General features: G+C 57.1%; 16 protein-coding genes. 6 read left to right on the top strand and 10 right to left on the bottom strand.

Features of this window, described 5'->3' with window-relative positions:
* The first annotated feature begins 2 nt into the window (after nucleotides 1-2).
* The 3 genes from M6E97_RS11420 (at nucleotide 3) to M6E97_RS11410 (ending at nucleotide 3,218) form a co-directional block, all read left to right on the top strand.
* The gene (locus M6E97_RS11420) at nucleotides 3-950 is read left to right on the top strand and encodes a LysR family transcriptional regulator (protein ID WP_026088706.1); all 948 of its coding nucleotides are present in this window, start codon (nucleotides 3-5) and stop codon (nucleotides 948-950) included.
* Between the two features lie 97 nt (nucleotides 951-1,047).
* A complete protein-coding gene (locus M6E97_RS11415; RefSeq protein ID WP_017678255.1) occupies nucleotides 1,048-2,043 on the top strand; it encodes an isopenicillin N synthase family dioxygenase in 996 nt (331 codons plus the stop codon).
* Nucleotides 2,044-2,132: 89 nt separating this feature from the next.
* Nucleotides 2,133-3,218, top strand: a complete 1,086-nt coding sequence (locus M6E97_RS11410) for a BMP family ABC transporter substrate-binding protein (protein WP_079456520.1) — start codon at nucleotides 2,133-2,135, stop codon at nucleotides 3,216-3,218.
* 109 nt (nucleotides 3,219-3,327) lie between these two features.
* On the opposite strand, the gene M6E97_RS11405 is transcribed toward M6E97_RS11410, so the two are convergent.
* Both M6E97_RS11405 and M6E97_RS11395 read right to left on the bottom strand, forming a co-directional pair.
* Nucleotides 3,328-3,618, bottom strand: a complete 291-nt coding sequence (locus M6E97_RS11405; protein WP_017678257.1) for an AMP-binding enzyme — start codon at nucleotides 3,616-3,618, stop codon at nucleotides 3,328-3,330.
* 74 nt (nucleotides 3,619-3,692) lie between these two features.
* A complete protein-coding gene (locus M6E97_RS11395; RefSeq protein ID WP_017678258.1) occupies nucleotides 3,693-3,950 on the bottom strand; it encodes a hypothetical protein in 258 nt (85 codons plus the stop codon).
* Between the two features lie 439 nt (nucleotides 3,951-4,389).
* Between M6E97_RS11395 and M6E97_RS11390 the strand changes: the two genes are divergently transcribed.
* On the top strand, nucleotides 4,390-5,010 hold the full coding sequence (locus tag M6E97_RS11390) for a tyrosine-type recombinase/integrase (RefSeq protein ID WP_003118388.1): 621 nt from the start codon (nucleotides 4,390-4,392) through the stop codon (nucleotides 5,008-5,010).
* 33 nt (nucleotides 5,011-5,043) lie between these two features.
* On the opposite strand, the gene M6E97_RS11385 is transcribed toward M6E97_RS11390, so the two are convergent.
* The 8 genes from M6E97_RS11385 to M6E97_RS11350 form a co-directional block, all read right to left on the bottom strand.
* Complete coding sequence (locus M6E97_RS11385; RefSeq protein ID WP_003118389.1) at nucleotides 5,044-5,898, bottom strand: LysR family transcriptional regulator; 855 nt, start codon at nucleotides 5,896-5,898, stop codon at nucleotides 5,044-5,046.
* Nucleotides 5,892-6,902 carry a phosphonate dehydrogenase PtxD gene (ptxD, locus tag M6E97_RS11380; RefSeq protein ID WP_003152798.1) on the bottom strand — a complete coding sequence of 337 codons (1,011 nt, stop codon included), beginning with the start codon at nucleotides 6,900-6,902 and terminating at the stop codon, nucleotides 5,892-5,894. Before ptxD ends, M6E97_RS11385 begins: the two co-directional genes overlap by 7 nt.
* Nucleotides 6,903-6,910: 8 nt before the next feature.
* On the bottom strand, nucleotides 6,911-7,738 hold the full coding sequence (phnE, locus tag M6E97_RS11375) for a phosphonate ABC transporter, permease protein PhnE (RefSeq protein ID WP_003298907.1): 828 nt from the start codon (nucleotides 7,736-7,738) through the stop codon (nucleotides 6,911-6,913).
* Between the two features lie 8 nt (nucleotides 7,739-7,746).
* Nucleotides 7,747-8,610, bottom strand: a complete 864-nt coding sequence (gene phnD / locus M6E97_RS11370) for a phosphate/phosphite/phosphonate ABC transporter substrate-binding protein (RefSeq protein ID WP_003117866.1) — start codon at nucleotides 8,608-8,610, stop codon at nucleotides 7,747-7,749.
* Entirely contained in the window at nucleotides 8,607-9,434 is an 828-nt protein-coding gene (gene phnC / locus M6E97_RS11365) for a phosphonate ABC transporter ATP-binding protein (protein WP_003117867.1), read from the bottom strand. The genes phnD and phnC overlap by 4 nt, the downstream gene beginning before the upstream one ends.
* Nucleotides 9,435-9,873: 439 nt before the next feature.
* Nucleotides 9,874-13,353, bottom strand: a complete 3,480-nt coding sequence (locus M6E97_RS11360) for a PIN domain-containing protein (protein ID WP_134281591.1) — start codon at nucleotides 13,351-13,353, stop codon at nucleotides 9,874-9,876.
* Nucleotides 13,354-13,747: 394 nt separating this feature from the next.
* Nucleotides 13,748-14,368 (bottom strand): tyrosine-type recombinase/integrase, encoded by a 621-nt coding sequence (locus tag M6E97_RS11355; RefSeq protein WP_003118388.1) that lies wholly within the window; start codon nucleotides 14,366-14,368, stop codon nucleotides 13,748-13,750.
* Between the two features lie 213 nt (nucleotides 14,369-14,581).
* Nucleotides 14,582-15,268 carry a hypothetical protein gene (locus M6E97_RS11350; protein ID WP_134281588.1) on the bottom strand — a complete coding sequence of 229 codons (687 nt, stop codon included), beginning with the start codon at nucleotides 15,266-15,268 and terminating at the stop codon, nucleotides 14,582-14,584.
* 760 nt (nucleotides 15,269-16,028) lie between these two features.
* Here M6E97_RS11350 and M6E97_RS11345 point away from each other — a divergent pair.
* Both M6E97_RS11345 and M6E97_RS11340 read left to right on the top strand, forming a co-directional pair.
* Nucleotides 16,029-21,155 (top strand): RecQ family ATP-dependent DNA helicase, encoded by a 5,127-nt coding sequence (locus tag M6E97_RS11345; protein ID WP_267262549.1) that lies wholly within the window; start codon nucleotides 16,029-16,031, stop codon nucleotides 21,153-21,155.
* Nucleotides 21,152-21,700, top strand: a complete 549-nt coding sequence (locus tag M6E97_RS11340; RefSeq protein ID WP_134281587.1) for a hypothetical protein — start codon at nucleotides 21,152-21,154, stop codon at nucleotides 21,698-21,700. Before M6E97_RS11345 ends, M6E97_RS11340 begins: the two co-directional genes overlap by 4 nt.
* Nucleotides 21,701-21,853 lie beyond the last annotated feature (153 nt).

Here is a 21,853-nt window from a genome sequence, read left to right as displayed (position 1 = left end):
CCATGGTTCGGCGGTTACGGTTTCATTCGGTGTCGGTCAGCTACTTCGACATGGTTCAGCACTGCGGCTCGATCCGCGAAGCGGCCCGGCGCCTGAACGTGGCTTCGTCGGCGGTCAATCGGCAGATCCTCAAACTGGAGGACGACATCGGTGCGCCGCTATTCGACCGGCTGAGCTCCGGACTGAAACTCACCCCCGCCGGCGAGTTGTTCGCACGCCATATCGGTGTGGTGCTCCACGACGTAGAACGGCTGCGCTCGGAACTCGAAGCCATGGAAGGAATCCGGGCAGGGCATGTCGAATTGATCGTTGCCGAGACCCTGGCTGTGGACCTGTTACCCACCGTGCTCGAACACATGCACGCGCGTTATCCACGGGTGTCTGTCGGTGTCACCGTTTCCGGCTCGCAAGGCATTCCGCAGGCGATCATCTCCGGGGCGGCGGACCTGGGTCTGGCTTTCGCGTTGCCTAAACACGAGCAGCTCCAGCAATTGGCCCTGGGGCATTTCCGGCTGGCGGCGATCGTGCCGCCCAATCACCCGTTGGCCGATAAAAGCCAGGTCAGTTTTGGCGCCTGCGCCGACTACGACCTGATCCTCAGCAAGCCGGAAATCTCGACGCGGCAACGACTCGCGCCACTGCTCAAATCCGCCCATTTTTCCGGCAGGACCCGCCTGGAAACCGCATCGCTTGAACTGGCCAAGCAGATGGTAGTGCGCGGCAGGGGCGTGGCGTTTCAAACCGCGTTCGGCATCGAGGCGCAGGTGGCCGCCGGTGAACTGAAGATGCTTCCGCTCACCGACAGCGGCGGTATTTTCTGCGACCTGGGCTTGTACATGAGCAGCGGCCGCTACATTCCGGCTGCCGTGGATGCCTTCGCCAGAATTCTCACCGACGAGATTTTGCGTCGCGAGCGGCACGAGGCCAGTCAGTTCGGGGCTCTTGGCTAGCGCTGCCAAAAAGGCATCAGGCCTGGCGATATTCGATGCTTTCCGCGCTCTGCCTGAGCAGATAACACTCCGGCCCATTCAAGTAGGAGTCGCTCACATGGCACACGCCCAACTCGCACCGTCACCTCTGGAGGCCTCGCAGGCCACCACGCTTCCAGTTATCGACATCTCGGGCCTGCGCTCGGCATCACTGATCGAACGCACCCGGGTCAGTCAGCAAATCGGCCAGGCCTGTCGTGACAAAGGTTTTTTCTACGTCATCGGTCATGGTGTACCGGCAGCTTTGCAGCAGCAGGTGATCGACCAGGCGGCCACGCTGTTTGCTCTGCCGCCCGAAGAAAAGCGCAAGGTCGACAAGTCACTCTCCATGGCCAATCGGGGCTACGAACCGTTGCGTAATCAGGTGCTCGAAGCCGGCGCGCCACCGGACGTCAAAGAAGGCTTTTACATCGGCCAGGACAAGCCGCTGGATCATCCCGATGTGCTGGCTGGCAAATTCAATCAGGGGCCGAACCTGTGGCCGGCAGACCTCCCCGAGTTTCGCCAAACCATGGAGGCCTACCAGCGGGAACTGGAGTCAGTGGCTCGCCTGCTGATGCAGGGCGTGGCTCTGTCGCTGGGCCTGCCGGAGCAGCACTTTGCCGCGTTCTGCGAGGACGCCATGACCACGCTGCGCCTGCTGCATTACCCACCGCAGCCGACCACTGCGGCACCGGGCGAGAAGGGCTGTGGTGCGCATACCGACTGGGGTGGCCTGACTCTGCTGTTGCAGGATGAAAACGCCGGGTTGCAGGTGTGGGATCAGGAGCGCAATGGCTGGATCTGGGCCACACCGGTTCCCGAGGCCTACGTGGTCAACCTCGGCGATCTGATCGCGCGCTGGACCAACGATTTGTACAAATCGACCCTGCACCGCGTGGTCAATGTCTCGGGTAACGAGCGCTATTCGGTGCCTTATTTCTACTCCGGCAACATCGCCCACGAAATCGCCTGCATCCAGGCCTGCCTGGCACCCGGCGAGTCACCCAAGTACCCGGTCATCAGCGTCGAAGACCACTACAAAAACATGTTCCGCAAAACCTATTCGATGTGATCACAGCCGCGCAGACGGAGCCTGTTTCAATGCCTGCCTTTATCCCGGGCTAACCGCCTAACCAATAACGTATGGGGAGCAATACGCGCATGAACATGCCTGGATTCAGGAAAGTACTGGCAGGGTTATTGAGTGGTATCGGTCTGGCAGCAGCCATCACCGCATACGCCGACGAGCCGCTCAAGGTCGGCTTCGTCTACACCGGTCCGATTGGCGACCACGGTTGGACATATCAACACGAGCAGGGCCGTAAGGCGTTGGAGCAGGCGCTGGGCGAGAAAGTCCAGACCACCTACGTCGAAAACGTTGCCGATGGCGCGGACTCCGAACGGGTGATCCGCAACATGGCAAAAAGCGGCTACGACCTGATCTTCGGCACCTCGTTTGGCTACATGAACCCGATGGCCAACGTGGCCAAGCAATTCCCCAAGACCGCGTTCGAACACGCCACTGGCTACAAGCGCAGCACGAACCTCGGCACCTACCTGTCGACCTCGTACGAAGGGCGCTACGTGGCCGGCTACCTGGCCGCGAAAATGACCAAGAGCAAGACCGTCGGTTATGTCGCGTCCTTTCCGATTCCTGAGGTTATCCGCGACATCAATGCTATTCAGGTCGCGTTGAACAAGTACAACCCAGGGGCGGTGGTTAAAGTGGTGTGGCTGAACACCTGGTTCGATCCCGGCAAGGAATCCGACGCCACCAACACGCTTATCGACCAGGGCGCCGATGTGATCTTCCAGCACACCGCCAGCCCAGCACCGATTCAGGCAGCCGAGCGCCGCGGGGTGTACTCGGTGGGCTATGCCTCCAACATGGCCAGCTTCGGCCCCAAGTCGGTAATTACCTCCATCGAATACAACTGGGCGCCGTTCTACATCCGCACTACTGAGTCTGTACTGAACGGCACTTGGAAATCGGCTGACTACTGGGGTGGGCTGGCCGATGACGCCCTGACCATGCCGATCAGCGATATCGTTCCCGCTGAATTTAAGGCCGAGGCGCAGCAGATCATTGCCTCGATCAAGAGCGGCACGTTCCACCCCTTCGATGGCCCGGTTGCCGACCAATCCGGCAAGGTCAGAATTGCGCCAGGAGCCACGGCCAGCAATGCGGATCTGGCAGGTATGGACTACTACGTCCAGGGCATCGCTGCGGAGTTTCCGAAGCAGTAACGTTGCGGGTCCCGCTCGCTAACCGGGCGAGCGGGGTGGCTGAATACCTGAAACGGATCGACATCCTCGATCCGCCTGTGCCGCTCCTGTGCAACAACACCTAAGAAGCTCAGGCAAGCAACTGTCTTTTCAACACCTTGCCCACAGAGCTGCGGGGCAGGGCCTCAAGCATGTGCACAGACTTCACGCATTTGAAGCCCGCCAATCGCTGGCGGCATGCCTCGACAATCGAGGCCTCGTCGGTAGCGCCTGGTTGGGTCGCGACCACAAATGCGATCGGCACCTCGCCCCAGCGCTCGTCGGCCTTGCCCACCACGGCAACCTCGGCCACGCCGGGCAGCGACGCGATCACCGCCTCCAGTTCTGCGGGATAGATGTTTTCGCCACCGCTGATGATCATGTCCTTTAAGCGATCCACCACGTAGAGGAAGCCCTGTTCGTCCAGACGGCCAATGTCGCCGGTTCTGTACCACGTCAGTGTTTTCCACCGGTGTGCTCGTCATCCTCTTCGCCATCTGCACGAGTCTTCGTTTTCAGCTGCGAGAGCGCCTGCTCATTGATGATGGGTAGAACGCCTTGCTCGGTGTCGACTACCCACATCTGCTGCTGCTCGCAGTAATACCCAGGTAGTTGGTCTTCGCCTGTACGAAGTGTGCTGGCACTTGCCAGGAAGGGCGAAATGTTCGCATGACGATGGCGGGCGCGCGCGTCCCTATCGGTGGTGTTTTCCATGCATCAAGTCCATTTAGATCGGTTTGGTGTGCAGATTGATACTACTTTGCCATCAATGACCGAACAACATAGTTTCCGCATGCTGGTGGGCGGTCGTAGCATGCTTACATCAAAGATTCGCTACTAAAAAATAAGGTTCCGCTCGCGACGACGGCAAGCAGTCAGGTTGCTTGATCTGGTAGTCGCCTGATCCACTTGCGATTTGCGTTTGCGACCTTCCTGGTAAGGCTGACAGAGCCGGTATGAGCGCCGACGCAGAGAACATCGAATCGGTGCGTTGGCGAGGCAGTAACAAAGCCCTCATAGAGCCAGCCGAGCAGGTCATCAAATAGGCCGTCATTCACTAGGACTGAATCGGCCCTAACAGTCCGCTATTGGCCGGTTAGCGACCACCGTTCAGGCTAGCCATTCTTGTCCTCCCACACGTGGAGGACTTGCTATGAACATCATCGCTACCTGCAGCCGCCAGCCCTGGAACAAAGGAAAACTGGTCGGACAGAAAACCCCACTCCGACTGAGAGATATCTGGGCCATCCGAGTAAGGCTTCAAATTGCAGAAAGAACTCGGGATCTGGCTCTCTTCGACCTGGCCATCGACAGCAAGCTTCGAGCCTGCGACTTAACCAAGCTCCGTGTGCGGGACGTTGCCCATGGTGAGCAGGTGTCATCACGAGCAATAGTGATGCAGCAGAAAACACAGCGGCCAGTGCAGTTCGAGATCACTGAGCAAACTCGGGCGGCGCTCGCGGCTTGGATACATCAAGTACAGCTCCGCGGCGAGGACTACCTGTTCCCGAGTCGACTGCATAACTCAGACCATCTATCCACTCGTCAGTACGCCCGTATCGTCAAAGGCTGGGTGAAAGCCATTGGCCTTGACCCAGCCATGTATGGCACTCACACAATGAGACGCACGAAGGCATCACTGATCTATCGCAGGACGAAGAACCTGCGGGCCGTTCAACTGCTGCTCGGCCATACGAAGCTGGAGAGCACCGTTCGATATCTGGGAATTGAGGTCGATGACGCCTTGGAAATGGCGGAACAGACCGAAGTGTGACCATGTTTAGCGACGGCCAAAGTCAGGCCGTCGCTAACCGGCCAATAAGTGCCGCACAAATCCCGGCGGGTGCAGATTTCCGGGCGGTTTGCGCCAGATCAGTTGGAGACGCTTTTCAAGCCCCGGGATGGGAAGAGCTACCAGCGCGCCACTGCGAACTTCGTCTTGTACTGCGGAAGCCATCACCAACGACACGCCGAGTCCCGCCCTGACTGCTTGTTTGACTGCCTCGGTGCTGCCTAGCTGCATACCGCTGCGAGGCACGCCCAGCTCGCCAAAGTATTCGGTCAGAAGCCGTCCGGTACCGCTACCCGGTTCACCTCCCAGCATCGGCAGGTCCACCAGACGATCGCGTTCTATGCACCCTGCTTCAGCCAGCGGATGGTCGGGGCTGACGATAAGTACCAGCGGCTCGACCCGCCAGAGGCGGTGTTCGAAGTCGGGGTGAGGTAGCCACCATTCCATGATCGCGGCGTCGAGCTGGCCCGCCAGTAGCTGGTCGGCCACATCCGGGTTGGCGGCGATGCGCAGATCCACCTCGCCCCTCTCATTTGCGGTCGTCAGATAGCTGCGCACGAATGGCTGGAGAAGGTAGGTGCCGATGTTGGAGCTGGCCCCGACGCGCTCACTATTTCCATGCAGGGCTTCTAGCGCCCGGGCGTGCATGTCGAGCAAGGCGGTCGCATGCGGCATGAAGGCCAGCGCACGTGTGGTAGGCTGGCAGCCGCTACGACTGCGCTGCACCAGCGTTACGCCGACCTGCTCTTCAAGCTTCTGCAAGTGCTGCGACACCGTCGGCTGGGCCAGCCCCAACGCCCTCGCCGCGCTCTGAAAACTGCCTGTTTGAACGATCGCTACCAGGCTCTTCAGCCAGACCGGATTCAACATGCGGCAGGCTCGGCCTGGGGCAGACGGTTCGCAGCGTTGATTGGGCGCGCACCTGCCAACGCCTGGATGATGCTCTGCGCTGCACAACGTTCAATCTCCAGGCGCACCGCGCGCACTGCCGACCCTATGTGCGGAGTGAAGAGCGTATTCGGATGCGCGAGCAGCGCAGGATCGATCAGCCGCGGCCGGTCCGCGCGAGCCCAGTCTTCCATTTCGAATACATCCGCCGCATACCCGCCGAGCTGGCCTCGCTCAAGCGCCGCGAGCACGGCGGCTTCATCCACTACCGAACCACGACAGGGGTTTACAAGCAGAGCGCCCGGCCGTACGAGGGCAAGCAGCTCGGCGTTGACCAGATGCTCAGTATCGGCATTCAAGGGAAGCGCCAGCAGGATGAAGTCCGAGCTGGCGAAGAGTTCGCTGCACGCCACCTGGCGCAGGCCGAGCCGTTGCTCGGTTTGTGTATCCAGAGCCTTCGCCTCGTGGTACTGCAGGGTCGCGCCCCATCCCTGCAAGCGCTCAGCCATGGCCTGTCCGATGGCGCCCATGCCAAGGATGCCGACCGTCGCGTTATCCAGCCCCGTGCCGTAGAACTGTGGTTGCCAGCCCTGGAACTCGCCAGAGCGGACGAACGCATCTGCTGCGCGCAGATGCCGCCCCAGCCCCACCGCCAGTCCGATCGCCAGCTCGGCAGTCGGGACCGTCAACAGATCAGGCACGAAGGTCAACCAGACCCCGCGGGCAGTACAGGCGTCCACATCGAAATTGTCGAAGCCCTTGAGCGCGCAGCCGACCACACGCAGCTCGGGGCAGGCTTGGAGAAATTCTGCATCGACCCGATCGGGCATGAACGCCATCATCGCCTGAGCATCGCGGCAGCGGCGCAGAATTTCCTCGCGCGTCAGCGTGCTGTCGCTCTGGTTGGTCATCAGCTCGCAATGTGGCGCCAGCAGTTGCAGGATCTCATCGTGTACTCGGTGAGTTATAACGAGTTTCGGCAGCATGGTTTGTCCTATTTGAAACGTTTGCGCAGCACGCCACTGAAGGCGTCTACTAGCGTGACCATGGCCAGGATGACCAGCAGGATTGCTGCAACCTCCTGGTACTGCATGATGCGCAGCGAGCCCATGAGTTCGAAGCCGATACCGCCGGCGCCAACCATGCCCATCACGGTGGAGGCGCGAAAGTTGTATTCCCAGCGGTAGATCGCCACGTCGGCGAACTGCGGAGTCACCTGTGGCAAAACCGCGTGCAGCAGCACTTGCATCGGCGTAGCCCCCGCCGCCCGAGCGGCTTCCACCGGCGCTTCGTCGACGTGCTCGATGGCCTCGGCGAAGAACTTGCCGACCATGCCGATCGAATGCAGACCCAGGGCAAGCACGCCCGGCAAGGCGCCGAACCCTACGGCTGCAACGAAGATGATGCCCATGATCAGCTCCGGCACCGACCGCAGGGCATTGAGCAGCACCCGGGCAACACCGAACACAAGGGGGTGCGGCGCCGTATTGCGCGCTGCAACGAAGGCCACCACCAGCGAGAACACCACTGCGATGGCCGTGCCGGCGATGCTCATCGCCAGCGTGTCGATCAACGGGCGAATCCAGCTTCGATAGCCCGAAAAGTCTGGCGGCATGGCCTCGCCTGCCAGGGTCGCGATGGAGGGCAGCCCGTTCAGCAGCGTGGTGGCATCGAGCAGCCCCACGTACCAGCAGGCCAACAGCACCACTCCGAGTACAATTGCCACCTGCCCCAGCTGGCGCCACCAACCGAGGCCGAAGCCTCGAAGGATGTGCTCGCGTTGCTCTGCAGGCAGCGCCTGCACGTCATGATGAGTAGACATATCGGTGCTCACATCGTGGCGAAGTCGAGGCCGAGCAGCGATCCCATGTTGCGAATCACATCGTAGTCGGCGTCGGTGATTGGCGCGAAGGCCTCGGCTTTGAAGTTGCGCAGCACTTCGGGATCGTCGATACCGACGAATACATCCCGCACCTTGGTTTTCAGCTCGGGGCTCAGGTTCGAGCGCATCGCCCAGGGGTATTGGGGATATTCGCCGCTGTAACCAAGTACTTTCACCTTGCTCGGATCGATTAGGCCACGTTCGGCTACTTGATTGAAAATTACCTCCGACAGCCCACCCGCATCGGCGTTTCCGTTCGCCACGTTGACGGCAACGGCGTCATGCGTGCCCACAAAATGTTGTTCGTAGTCCTGCCCACCCGTCAGCTCGGCCGTCTCAAGAAGCACGGTTTTGGGAATCAGATGGCTGGACGTCGATGCCCGGTCACCATAGGCCATCTTCTTGCCCTTAAGGTCGGCATACTCATTCACGCCTGACGCCACATTGGCGATAATCACTGAGCGATAGGTCGGCTTGCCGTCGATGACCATGGCAGCGAAGGGCTCGATGTCGCTTTTGCTTTTGGCCATGACGTAGGACAGCGGACCGAAATACGCCAGGTCGATACGGCCAAAGCGCATCGCCTCAATCATCGAGGAATAGTCGGTGGTTACGATCAGCTGCACCTTCTTGTCCAGATGCTCTTCCAGATAATCCTTCAGCGGCTGGTTTCGCTTGATCAACTCCGAGGCGTTTTCGTCCGGCAGCAGCGCAACCTTTAGCACATCCGGATCGGCATCGGCCGCTACGGCGGACAGACTTGAAACAGCGGACAGCAAACAGGTCAATAAGAGAGCGGATAAGCGTTTCATCGGGACATCTCCAGTGAAGGTGCGAGCATGACAGGGGTTTCAGCCGGAGCAGTTGCTGGCTGAGTCGTAGAGCGGCCTGCATAGATGCGCTCAAGCTGCGCATCGGTGAGTTCCGAGGGCGCGGCATCGAAAACGATCTGAGAATCGGCCAGCCCGACGACGCGATCGGCGAAGCGGCGGGCATATTCGAGTTGATGCAGCGAAACGATGGCGGTGATGCCGTCTTCCTTGCAGATGTCGCGCAGCAGTCCGAGAACACGGACCGAAGTGGCCGGGTCGAGACTGGCTACCGGCTCATCGGCAAGAATGATCGCGGGCTGTTGCGCTAGCGCACGCGCGATGCCTACCCGCTGCTGCTGGCCACCGGACAGTTTGTCCACCCGGCTTAGCGCCTTGTCTGCCAGACCGACCCGAGCGAGGCAACTGAGCGCAATCTCCTGATCGGCACGCGGCAGAGGAAACAGCGAGCGGAGCGTGTTGTGAAAGGCCAGCCGACCGGTAAGCACATTAGCCAGTGCGCTTTGACGTTCGATTAGCTGGTGGTGCTGAAAGATCATGGCGGTACGCCGACGATGCTGACGCAAGGCCGAGCCGCTGCCGAGCTCACCGAGCTCGCTGGTGACACTGCCGCGAGTGGGCGTGACGAGTCGATTGAGGCTACGGAGCAAGGTCGACTTGCCTGCGCCCGAGAGACCAAGCAGCACGGTGAACTCACCACGCCGAAATGCAATCGAGGTATCGCGTAGGGCTGTCACGCCGCCTGGGTAGACGACGCTCAACCGGTCGACCCGCAGCACGGCGTCCTGTATCGGATGGGGCGTCATTTGATCACCTTTCGCAATATTGCTGGCCGCACAATTGCGGTTCGCGATGCAAAGGGTAGAAATTCCTTGTTAACGCACTGCTTCTAAATGATGACATTTCGATGAATGCTTCGAATCTGCCGTAGCGGGGCGGCAAGCGAAGCCGTGGAAGAACGGGCGCAACGTAGCGTCTTTCTTCACGCGGGATACAGGAGGCTTTGATTGATACTGCTGCGGATTCGCTACAGTAACGTTGGGCCAGAACGTAATGCCATCCAAGCAAGAGAGCGCACACTAGCGGCCAAAAGCGGACTGATCCGTACCAAGCTAAGTGGTACTCACTATAAGGCTTTGAGGTCTCTAGTGAGGCAGGCCCTATTCATTTCAAAAACGCCTGAGCAAAATGGCTATATGCCAATTTCTCCTTCGCTTTAGATTGACCTCATGAGGTAGCGGAAAGCTAATCGCTAACAGGCAGGAAGTGACCTCTAGCCCAGTCTTCGATATAAGTGGACAGCCTTAATGCTGGTATCTGTGCAATCGCATTGAGTAGCGAAACACCACCGGGAACCCGAATTAAGTTCTGAATTAGGATGCTAGTCGCCTTCATTGCCTTGTGATCTGGATGCTCTCTGCTATGAGACCGCAAGAGGTATTCTAAGGCCAAGGAGTTATCCGGATTAGACACTTCTAATATCCATCTTAGCCCTATGAAATTCTTAACCAATCCAAAATGACTTTTGATATCGGCATTATGTACGCCAATATACCTCGAGATTATGGAGAATTTCAGCAGATCTGGGTTATCTTGCTCATAGACTGTATTCAGGGCAGCCACAGTTAGAGCTATGTGGCTGTGACGATATCTAGCCAAGTCAAACAGGCACTCGCTATATTCAACCAGGTTTATGTTCGATTTGGATAGAGCGACATCAAGCAGTGTCTGTAGCCAAACTGCTGAGTTCAAGTTAAGTAGGCCTTTGGCGAACTCGCGCGAGTAGCCGTCATCTGAAACGAAAATCGCGTTTCCATTTAATGCAATAAAATATGGCGCCAACAGATTTGGGCCGAAATTTTCTAGAATTTGCTCCGTTATCTCGTCCTGGGTGGACGGATAGTCATACTGCACTACTTCAAAATTTTCTTCTAGTGAACGGATGCGCTCGCTGATTTCATTTACAAGCTGCTCTTTTTCTGATTGAGACGAGATGGTTTTCTGAAACTGTCCATTCAGCCAGCTAATAGACAATTCAGAGCCAAATGACGCCCTTATCTCGTCGCACAAGTGCATCAACTCAATGATTGTGGTGCGAGACACCATTATTTTTTGGTACGATTTCTTAAGAGCGATAAAGATATTGGGAGACGATGCAACCCAAGCGGTATAAGTATCTAGAACGATTCCGTTTTTAGCGTGATCATTAATAATTGCGTAAGCTTGCGAACGCTCCTCTAGCGTGCCCGAGCATGTGGCAATCTCGCCTTTGTACGTCCGAATCATATCGGCAATCTTAATTGGGTTTTTCTCCCAAATTGCCGCCATCGCACTTATTGGAATATGTTTCTCGCAGAACTCGGAAATGACATTTTCATCATGCTCGGAGTTCTTTTTGATAATATCTAGCATTGGCTGGACATTATCTTTTTCTATCTTTACAGCCCAAAGCCCGCCAGAATCTGGAAACTCTGTTTCATACCTTTCAAGTACGTAATGAAAGGCCCTAAGAAATTTATGCTTGATTTCCGTAACAGTCCACGTTACATCGCCTTGCATTTTTTGTTGCGTGAAGGAGTCGCCGGTCTTTAGGCCGTACACTTTCTTTACATATTGATCCACATTGTCCGGCGCTAGTAGAAACTGGCTATCGATGTCATCTTCGACAAGCCTTTCGATTTTAACTCCTTCGGAGGATGTAAGTGTAAAATAAACTCCTGCTGAAATATCATCAATCGCTTGTATGTCTATTCTCTTCCCTGAAAAAAGAAATATATGCGAGTAGCCTAACCATATCTCGGCAGACTTGGGATTTTCAACGAAAATTTTATACCCAAGCGCTAAGCCTTTTTGTGCATCGCCATGCAAAGTAAGTAGTTTTGCTACGTGCATTATTTGCTCAGGACTACCCTCTAACTCTTCTGCCTCATAACCATTTAAGAGTTCCTGCAACGAATTATCGTCATTCTCTAAGCGGCAAATGTCGGAAAGAATTAGATACGCTGTCGCATCGCGACCGCCTTTGCTCAGGTAGGAATTAAGCTGTGCTTTAGCAAGCGCAAAATCATGGTGTTTATAGCCAAAGAGGCCGACCATTAATGTTAAAAAGATACTTGCTAGACCGCCAGCAATGATGCGATCAAAAAAATGTACTGCATCCTTTCTTACAGGATAATCGTTGATATACCCTAAGCACAGAAGCCTAGTTTCTTCTGAGTTCTCTAAAGGATTGGCTATGCCCTTTAGCAGTCGAACTATAATTTTCCAGTCAGAGAAGCTTCTTGCAATTCGGCAGAATGATATGATCTCAGACAAATCATTCTCGGGTGTTATCTGAGAAACGCCGTACTCATATGCGATTTGCATTATTGCGCTTACATTAGAGCCAAGCGCCAGCTCGAATAGTGTATACCTTCCGCGACCCGAAAGCTGCTCTTCTGAGATAAGCTTTTCAAGCCGCTCCTTTCCATGGGCCTGCCCCTGCTTTGCTTGAGCAATGAAAGCTGCAACTTTTGCGGCAGATCTTACCTCTGGATCAAACCGATCTATCGAGTAGCTTTGCATTTTTGCTAACTCAGACCAGTTTCTATCATGAATATTTTTTACAAAGGTATACCTGCGGCGCTCTTGCTCGTTTTCAAGCAGGCTGATTGCTTTATCGAACAGGTCTGACAGTTTGAAGTCCAGAGAAATCTGAACCGCCAGCTCAGCAAATCTAGGGTTCTCAGGATAGTTAGCAAGTAACTCTATACTAAACTGCTTTAGATGCTCTGTATCTGCAACTAGCGCGTAGCACAACAAGAGATTGCACGCGTCTGCCTCTTGCATAACCCCTAGAGAATGCTCGCTTTCTCTAAACTCGGCCCAGTTCTTTTCAAGGTGCTCTTTTGCTCTATTGACGCTATCAGGGTTTGATACTGGGAATTTGCACTTCCCATTAAGATTGTGCTCAGCGACAACAGCTTCTAGCTCGGCAGCAGCAACAATTCCGCTGATGGTCTTGTTGTCAGGGAATTTTAAGTGAGCCTCTTTCGCAAGCTCCAACCAGTTCCCTATCCTTTTGACCGCTAGCCCGTCAAGATAGGCGGCCTGGACAGACTCTGTTTGCTTTACCCCCTCACCAATAAGATCGTAAATACCCTCATCATCTGAGCACATTCGAGCGGCTTGGAGTCCATTTGCCGCGAGCCATTCGTTGGACGGGTCTAGCTTTAGTTGCTCTACGGAATACTGGTAGGCTTCATCAATTTTACCGTCAAACATATAGGCTAAGACTTTGTTAGCCTTGGCTTTAGGCTCGTCTGGTGCAAAGCTGCAAGCCTCGTGCAACGTGACGGCCGCTTCGCTTGATCTTCCAAGCTGATATAGGCAAACAGCAATATTTGCTTTTATACGGAAGACCTGTAGCGATGAAAGCTTAGACGCTTGGCGATCTAGAAGGTCTTTAAGTAAGCCTAATGCAGTGTTTGCTTGCCCAGACTCGACTTTTTCTTTAAAGCTATCAATCAGCTTGTCGAGTTCGTTTTGCCACTCCCTCGCTATATCGATCTGGGCCGCGCTAACGCCCTGGGCTTGGTGCTTTTGTAGCGCGGAGAGAAGGGCAGCTTCTATTGCGTCAGGGGTATTAATGTTGACGGTGCCATACAACCCCCCTCCGACCGCTACGCTTCCGCCCTCAGCATGCACATGAGTGACCTCAGCGTCTGGCGCCGCTTTCTCTTTCATTTGCGCGTCCGTTCGTCAATGAGAATTAGTTCTTAGTGTTTGTGGTGTTGTTGATGTTGATCGTTCCGTTCATGTCACCACCAGAGGCTGCCGATCCGTCATTGGCCGTAACCTCAATGCGCTTCGTCTTTTTCACGCTGTTCCGAACAAAGTTCACAGTAAAAAAGACACAAACCACGAAGAAGATCCCAATGCCCGTGAGTACCTTCCAGTTTTCGAGTAGCGAAAAATTAGCGTCCATTTTTACCTTCGCGAAGTGCTGACGTAGCCTCGCACAAATATATCAGGCTGCGGTTCTTCAGGCAGCGCGATGGTTGAAGATATTTTTGTCAGTTCTCACCGGCCGCTTCTGGCCGGTTAGCGACGGCCTGACTTTGGCCGTCGCTACACATGGTCACACTTCGGTCTGTTCCGCCATTTCCAAGGCGTCATCGACCTCAATTCCCAGATATCGAACGGTGCTCTCCAGCTTCGTATGGCCGAGCAGCAGTTGAACGGCCCGCAGGTTCTTCGTCCTGCGATAGATCAGTGATGCCTTCGTGCGTCTCATTGTGTGAGTGCCATACATGGCTGGGTCAAGGCCAATGGCTTTCACCCAGCCTTTGACGATACGGGCGTACTGACGAGTGGATAGATGGTCTGAGTTATGCAGTCGACTCGGGAACAGGTAGTCCTCGCCGCGGAGCTGTACTTGATGTATCCAAGCCGCGAGCGCCGCCCGAGTTTGCTCAGTGATCTCGAACTGCACTGGCCGCTGTGTTTTCTGCTGCATCACTATTGCTCGTGATGACACCTGCTCACCATGGGCAACGTCCCGCACACGGAGCTTGGTTAAGTCGCAGGCTCGAAGCTTGCTGTCGATGGCCAGGTCGAAGAGAGCCAGATCCCGAGTTCTTTCTGCAATTTGAAGCCTTACTCGGATGGCCCAGATATCTCTCAGTCGGAGTGGGGTTTTCTGTCCGACCAGTTTTCCTTTGTTCCAGGGCTGGCGACTGCAGGTAGCGATGATGTTCATAGCAAGTCCTCCACGTGTGGGAGGACAAGAATGGCTAGCCTGAACGGTGGTCGCTAAGCGGCCAGAAGCAGCAAGTCTGCCCGATAAATAGATCCCTTTACCGCTTCTTGCCGGTGTACTCAGCGTCGGCGAAGGTCATCTGCTTCATCGGAAAACTCGGCGAGTGGAATCTGGGCATTTCGCCAAAATCAGGAAGTCTTCTTCAGGATTTTCTTAGCGGATTACCTGGCCGGAATACTCAGTATTATTCTGAATATCCCATGATGCTTTGGTTACGCCATCATCCGAGTACACGTACTCAAGCCGCGGTACAGTCATTCCGATCGAGATAAGCATTTCAAGTCTTTTCTCGGTATCAATCTCGGCTTTTGCCCCCCGAAAAATACTCACCATGACTCGCTCGCCGGGCGGTATTTGCTTTATAGATATCCGACAGTTTCTAATGGCAATTACTTTTTCTTGGCATTCAACGACATGCTTGAGATCAGGTGTTAGCTGTATGTAGCCGTTTGGATGAATCAGTAATCCAACCTCCACATTACGAGAATTACCACGACCGATATTGGACAGAAAGAATCGTCCAGCAGAAGGCCCCGATAGATCCCATTTCATTTTCGAAACAGATAGATTCCCCGACATATAAAAATTTGATAGCAAAGGAGCACTGAGCAGCAGCTGCAGGAAGCTAATTGCAACAGCAACCCATGCGACCACCGCTGGAGATACAAACCACTTTCTCACATAAACTCTCTTAACAGCCTGATTTGCATCTAAATGAAGTCTAGTGCTTTCTGCTTTTACCCAAACCGTAAGCACCGCCCGAAACCGTAAAGACACTTCGACCCTTTTTCTTCTTCGGTCCATCAACCAAAAGCCGCAAACGCCTTGCGCGCGCCGCACCACTCAGATCGCAGACCCTGACGCCCTCTGGTCCGAGGCATTTGTCGATGTGCTTCCGCAATGCCTTTGCGGTGAACAGCCCGCCACAGTGCTTGCATGGCTGATCGATTGGCCGCCTTTTTGAGTCGATTTCCACTGGCATAACGCCCTCCCGATTAGCGAAATGAGCATAGCTGAGCTGATAGGAAACGGAGCCAGCCTACCGCAACTGAAACCCCTTACCCACCACTTCTATCTGCCCTATACAAGAAAAGGGGACAAAGAAAAGGAAAGATAAGGGGATTTATTTACTGGGCCGACTGGCCGCTTCTGGCCGATTCTGTTGAAAAAGTCGGATTCTGAAAGAGCTGTTGTTCGGGAGCTCAAAAATCGCTCGACTTTGGCGTTGCTACGTAAAAACCAAGACAGTTCCGTCTTCTGAGCGAACCAGATTTCAACACCGCTAACGCTTTTTCATGGGCAAAAACCGCGACGAGACTTTTTCAACAGAATCGGCCGAAACCAGCCATCGCCCCCCGTCAGCGATGAACGCGCCCCTGGGGCCAAGACGGCACCGGCCGGCTCGATGCGCAGCATGCCAGCGCGACCCGGCCCAGCCGGGTGACGTCTAATCTTGCTCTTTTGCTCTTTCGCTGTTGCTCTAACTCACACCCGTCGGAGACCCCCGCCCCCCACCGCGACCTCACGCACCTACTCACACCGGGCGTTTGCCGCTACAGTGCAGGCAGCCCCGTAGTCTGTTGCAAGGATCGCCGTCCGGATGGCTTCACCGTCTCAACCCAAAAGCCTGATCTTCGATCTGGAAGTCGCCCCCGGCAATGCCGACCAACCTGACCGCATCTTCATGGTCGGTGCCCTACGCCCCGACACGGGCGAGGAACTCGAACGCAAGGTCGACAAGGACCTGCCCAGCGTCCTCGATGCACTGGACAGCCTGGGGCAGGGCGCAAGCTTCGTGCTCGGCCACAACGTCATCGACCATGACCTGCCGATCCTCAAACAGCAGGCCCCAGACCTTGCCCTGCACGGGCTCCCGGTGATCGATACCCTGCGCCTATCGCCCCTGGCCTTTCCGCAAAGCCCGTATCACCGCCTGGTCAAGGACTACAAACTCATTCGTGACAGCCTCAACTCACCACTGACCGACTGCCGTTCCACGCTCACCCTGTTCAACGACCAGCGCATGGCCTTCGCCGAGCTCAACACGAGCCACCAGGCCGAGCTCCTGTGCTACCAGACGCTACTGGCTCCAACACTCAAAAGTGACTTGGGCTCGTTCTTTGCCTCGCTCAGCGGCAAAAGCCCCAAACCGGTCACCGAACTACGCAGCCTCATCCCCGAGCTTCTCAGAGAAACCGACCCGACCCTGACCCGTGCCTTCAAGGTCTGCAGCACCCGCCTGGAGCAGCTGCTCGAAACCGACCTGCTGGACGAGTCCCTGCATTGGCCCCTGGCCTATGCCCTGGCCTGGCTACGGGTCTCGGGCGGCAACTCGGTGCTGGCCCCCTGGGTACGTCACCAGTTTCCAGAAGTGGGCCGCCTGATCGCCGAGCTGCGCGACACGCCCTGCGGGCAAGCGAACTGCGGTTACTGCAGCACCACCCACGACCCACGCCACGAGCTCAAGCGTTACTTCGGCTTCGACGACTTTCGTACCGAACCTGACGGCCGCACCCTGCAGCACGACGTGGTGTTGGCGGGCATGCAGGGCAAGCACGTGTTGGCCATTCTCGCGACGGGAGGGGGCAAATCGCTGTGCTACCAGCTCCCGGCGCTGAACCGTTTTCATCGCAACGGCAGTCTCACGGTGATCATCTCGCCGCTGCAGTCACTTATGAAGGACCAGGTCGATGGCCTGCTGGCCCGCAACGTCCAATGCGCCGCCACCCTCAATGGCCTGCTAACCATGCCCGAGCGGGCCGAGGTGCTGGAGAAGATTCAGCTGGGGGACGTGGGCATCTTGCTGGTCTCGCCCGAGCAATTTCGCAACAAGGCCTTCCGCCGGGCCATTGCCCAGCGCCAGGTCGGTGCCTGGATCTTCGACGAGGCCCACTGCCTGTCCAAATGGGGCGCGGACTTTCGCCCGGACTACCTCTACGTCTCGCGCTTCATCAAGCAGTTCACAGGTGACGGTGAGCTGGCCGCCATCGGTTGCTTCACCGCCACGGCCAAGCCCGATGTGCTGGAAGACATCGTGCTGCACTTCAAGGACCAGCTCGACATCACCTTCGAGCGCTTCATCGGGACCCACGAGCGCACCAATCTGCACTTCGAGGTACTGCCTTGCGCCCGAGCCGAGAAGCGCCACCACACCCAGGCGCTGCTCGAGGACGAACTGGGTCGGAACGAGGGCGGGGCAGTGGTCTTCGTCTCCAGCCGCAAGGGTGCCGAGGAACTGGCGGACTTCCTGATTGGCCATGGCTGGGCCTGCAAGTACTTTCATGCCGGGCTCGAGCCCCACGAGAAAAAGGACATTCAGGACGCATTCAAGAGCGGCGAGCTCAAGATCATCGTGGCCACCAATGCCTTCGGCATGGGCGTGGACAAGTCCGACATTCGCCTGGTCGTGCATGCCGACATTCCAGGTTCGCTGGAAAACTACCTGCAGGAAGCCGGCCGGGCGGGGCGCGACCAAGGCGAGGCGCGCTGCGTGCTGCTGTACGACGCCCAGGACATCGAAAACCAGTTCGGCATGTGCGAGGGCTCGAAACTGACCCTGCGCGACATTCAGCAGATCCTGCGCAAACTGCGTAAGGAGAGCGAGCGGCGCAAGGGCGGCAAAGTCGTCATCACCGCCGGCGAAGTGCTGATGGACGAGCAGGTCGAGACGAGCTTCGAAGCCGGTGAGCGCGACGCCGAAACGAAGGTCGTCACCGCCGTGGCGTGGCTCGAGCGTGGGCAGTTTCTAAGGCGTGAGGAAAACCAGACCCAGATCTTCCCCGCGAGCCTGAAGCTCTCGAAAGAAGAGGCCGACAAGCGCCTGGCCAATGCCAAGTTACCCGCCCGCAGGCTGGAAGAGTTCAAGGCCATTCTGAGTTTTCTCTATGACGCGAGTGCGGATGAGCGCATCAACACCGACGCGCTGATGGCCCTGACCAGCCTGACCTCCGAAGAGGTCACCGCGACCCTGCGGCAGATGGAAGATTTAGGCCTGCTGGTCAACGACTCCAAGCTCACCCTCTACGTGCGCCACGGCGTGGTCGGACCGTCCACACAGCGCCTGCAAGCCACGCTTGAGCTCGAGTCGGCGCTGTTCGATCTCTTGCAGGAGCAGGCACCCGAGGCCGAGAGCGGCGACTGGCAGGATCTGAACCTGCCGTTGCTGACCGCAGCGCTCAAAACCGCCACGGGCAATCAGGAACTCATACCGCTGCACGTACTGCGTCTGCTCCGGAGCCTGGCTCAGGATCACGACAGCGAAACGCAACTGCGCAGCAGCTTCGAGCTGCGCCAGATCAGCCAGGACTTTCTCAAGCTGCGCATCCGCGGTGGGTATAACTGGCGGGGCATTCAAGGGTTGGGGGAGCGCCGTCGCGCCCTCGCCGCGGTGGTGCTGCCGTTTCTGATCGGCAAGCTGCCGCCAGGCTCGCGCAGCAAGGATCTGTTGGTCGACACCACGTTTGGTGAACTCATGGACCTGATCGACCAGGACCTGGACCTGCGCAGCCGCATCCCGGAATCCCAGCGCCGCAAAGCCATTGAGCACGTGCTGCTCTATCTGCACAAACAAGACGTACTGACCCTCAACCACGGCATGACGGTGATGCGTCGCGCCATGACCATCGAAGTCGAGCCGGACAAGCGCACCGGGTACCTCAAAGACGACTATCAGCGCCTGGACGAGCACTACCGCGAGAAGCGCATTCAGGTGCACGTGATGCGCGAGTATGCCGAGGTTGCACTGGGCTCGATGCGCGAAGCCCGCGACCTGGTGAAGCACTACTTCACCCTGGCCAAACAGGAGTTTATCCGACGCTACTTCGCCGGGCGCGAGGAGGTGCTCAAGCTTGCCACCAGCGAAGAGTCCTGGCGCAGCATCGTCGAGAAGCTGAGCGCCGCGCAGCGGGTCATCGTCTCCGATGACGATGACGTCAACCGCCTGGTGCTGGCAGGCCCCGGCTCGGGCAAGACACGGGTCATCGTTCACCGCATTGCCTATCTGCTACGCGTACGCCGGGTTCCGGCACGCTGCATCGTGGCGCTGACCTTCAACCGGCATGCGGCCAACGAGATCAAGCAGCGCCTGCTGAGGCTGGTTGGGCCCGATGCGTTCGGGGTCAACGTCATGACCTACCACCGCATGGCCATGCGCCTAACGGGAACCCGCTTCGAACGCGGCGAGACGGTCGAGGAGGGGCGGCTCGCCCAGGTGATGAGCGAGGCCGTCGAGCTGCTCGAAGGCAAGCGTCAGGTCGAGGGCGAGGATGACCTGCGCGAACAGTTGATGCGCGGGTACCGCTACATCCTAGTCGACGAATACCAGGACATCGACGACCTGCAATACCGCCTGGTCAGTGCGCTGGCCGGGCGCAAGGCCGAGGAAGAAGGGCGCCTGTGCATCTTGGCGGTGGGCGACGACGACCAGAACATCTATGCCTGGCGCGACACCAACAACCGCTACATCGAGCGCTTTCGCGAAGACTACTCGGCGTCGACCAGCTATCTGGTCGATAACTACCGCTCCAGTGCCTGCATCATCGAAGCCGCCAACAGTGTCATCGGGCGTAACCCCGATCGCCTGAAACAGGATCACCCCATTCAGATCGACACGGCCCGTCGTGAGCGACCCAAAGGTGGCGACTGGGAGAGCCTGGATCCGGAGCGGGCAGGGTGGGTGCTGCGTTTGAGGGTCGACGCCGAAGACGACACACGCGCAAACGTTCAGGCCCAAGCAGCGATGGCCGAGCTGCAACGGCTGCTCACACTGGACCCCGAGGATTGGCAGGGCTGCGCCGTACTGGCGCGCACCCACCAGTACCTGCTCCCGGTTCAGGCGTGGTGCGAGGCGCACGGCGTGCAGTACTGCCTGGCCGCGGACAAGGACAGTGCATTGCCACTTACGGCCCAACGGGGCTTTGTGCGCGCGGTCGAAGGGCTCCGCGCGATCACCGAACCGGTCACGGCCGCCGAAGCATGGGTGCCTCTGAGCGAGACGGCCTTGGTGCCGGATTGGTACGGCTTCTTCATGACCGCATTCGAACAGCTTACTGCTGAGTTCGGGCAATGCCCGCTCGCCGCCCACACGCTGATCGACTGGCTATACGACTACGCACGCGAGCTGCGCCAACAACCAAAGCAGGGGCTGTACCTGGGCACGGTGCACTCGGCCAAGGGGCTGGAGTTTCGGCACGTGGTAGTCTTGGACGGTGGCTGGTCATCGCAGCCCGACACCCTGAGCGACGAGCGCCGACTCTATTACGTGGGCATGACCCGCGCCGAGCAGACCCTAACCCTATGTGAATTTCCGGGAGGCAATCCCTTCGTACGCAACCTAACCCAAGAGGTGATAGGTAAGCGCTTCGTCGGCGAGCCCATCCCAGAACTCGAGAAGCGCTACCTGCAGCTCTCGCTCAAGGACATCGACCTGGATTTTGCTGGACGCCAGCCATCAAGCTCGACCGTCCACAGAGCACTTGCAAGCCTCGAGCCGGGCGATCTCCTCACAATCCAGCCGCAGGACGACCGCTTCCTGATCCTGGACGCCCACGATCGAATCGTTGGCCGCACCGCCAAGTCCTTCGAGCTCGACCTCGATGTCGAGCACTGCGAAGTGGCAGCGATTCTGGTACGCCACACCGATCGGTGTGATGAGCAGTACCGGGCCTGGCACAAGTGCGAGCAGTGGGAGTTGGTGGTGCCGCTGCTTACCGCCTGGCGAATAAAATGAACGTGGGTCGCCCTGACCCGCACCTCGTACTCACTGGAAAGATCATGCCTTCAGAGTTATTTGACCTCGCACCACACGATAACCGCTGGTTCCCTTGGGTAGAAATCGCAGAGTGCTTCTGGCCCGGCAGAGGACGACGGTCACAGACGATTAACCCGAGCTTGGCCAGCATTAAGAACGCGGCGGGTATCTATTGTATAGCTTGGGCACCTATATCCACGATTCCCGCTCCAGATGAAGCGAATTTGCAATACGTCGGGCAAACGAAAAATTTTAAAGCACGCATGGCTCAGTTTGCCTCATCGGCAGGAATCTTTTGGGATGACCGTTATGCCGGCCATTCGGCAGCCTGGCGCTGGCCGCAAGGAGAGACTGCTCAAATGCAGATTGCATTCTTTCCGATCCAGCCCGAGCCGGACCACATGCTAACTGGGCGTTTGTTTTGGTATGAAGCGTTGGCTATAAACGCCTATTTTCAGAAGCACGACAACACTCTGCCACCTCTTAACGTGATCAAAAGTCCGGACCCGGTTGTGTTTGTTTAGCAGCTTGCTACTGTGAGCATGCTCCCGGTGTTGCCAGGCTCGGAGCCGCAGCTACAAGCACATATGCGCATCATCATGACTGTAAGTCTTTCAGAGGGTAGTTGCGTCGGATCGCTGACAGTGGCGGTCGCGCAATGTAAGCCTTATGTCCAG

This window comes from Pseudomonas sp. B111, assembly GCF_026428275.1.
Lineage (GTDB): Bacteria > Pseudomonadota > Gammaproteobacteria > Pseudomonadales > Pseudomonadaceae > Pseudomonas > Pseudomonas aeruginosa.
The sequence above is the reverse complement of the archived record's forward strand: the minus strand, read 5'-3'. Positions and strand labels throughout refer to the sequence as shown.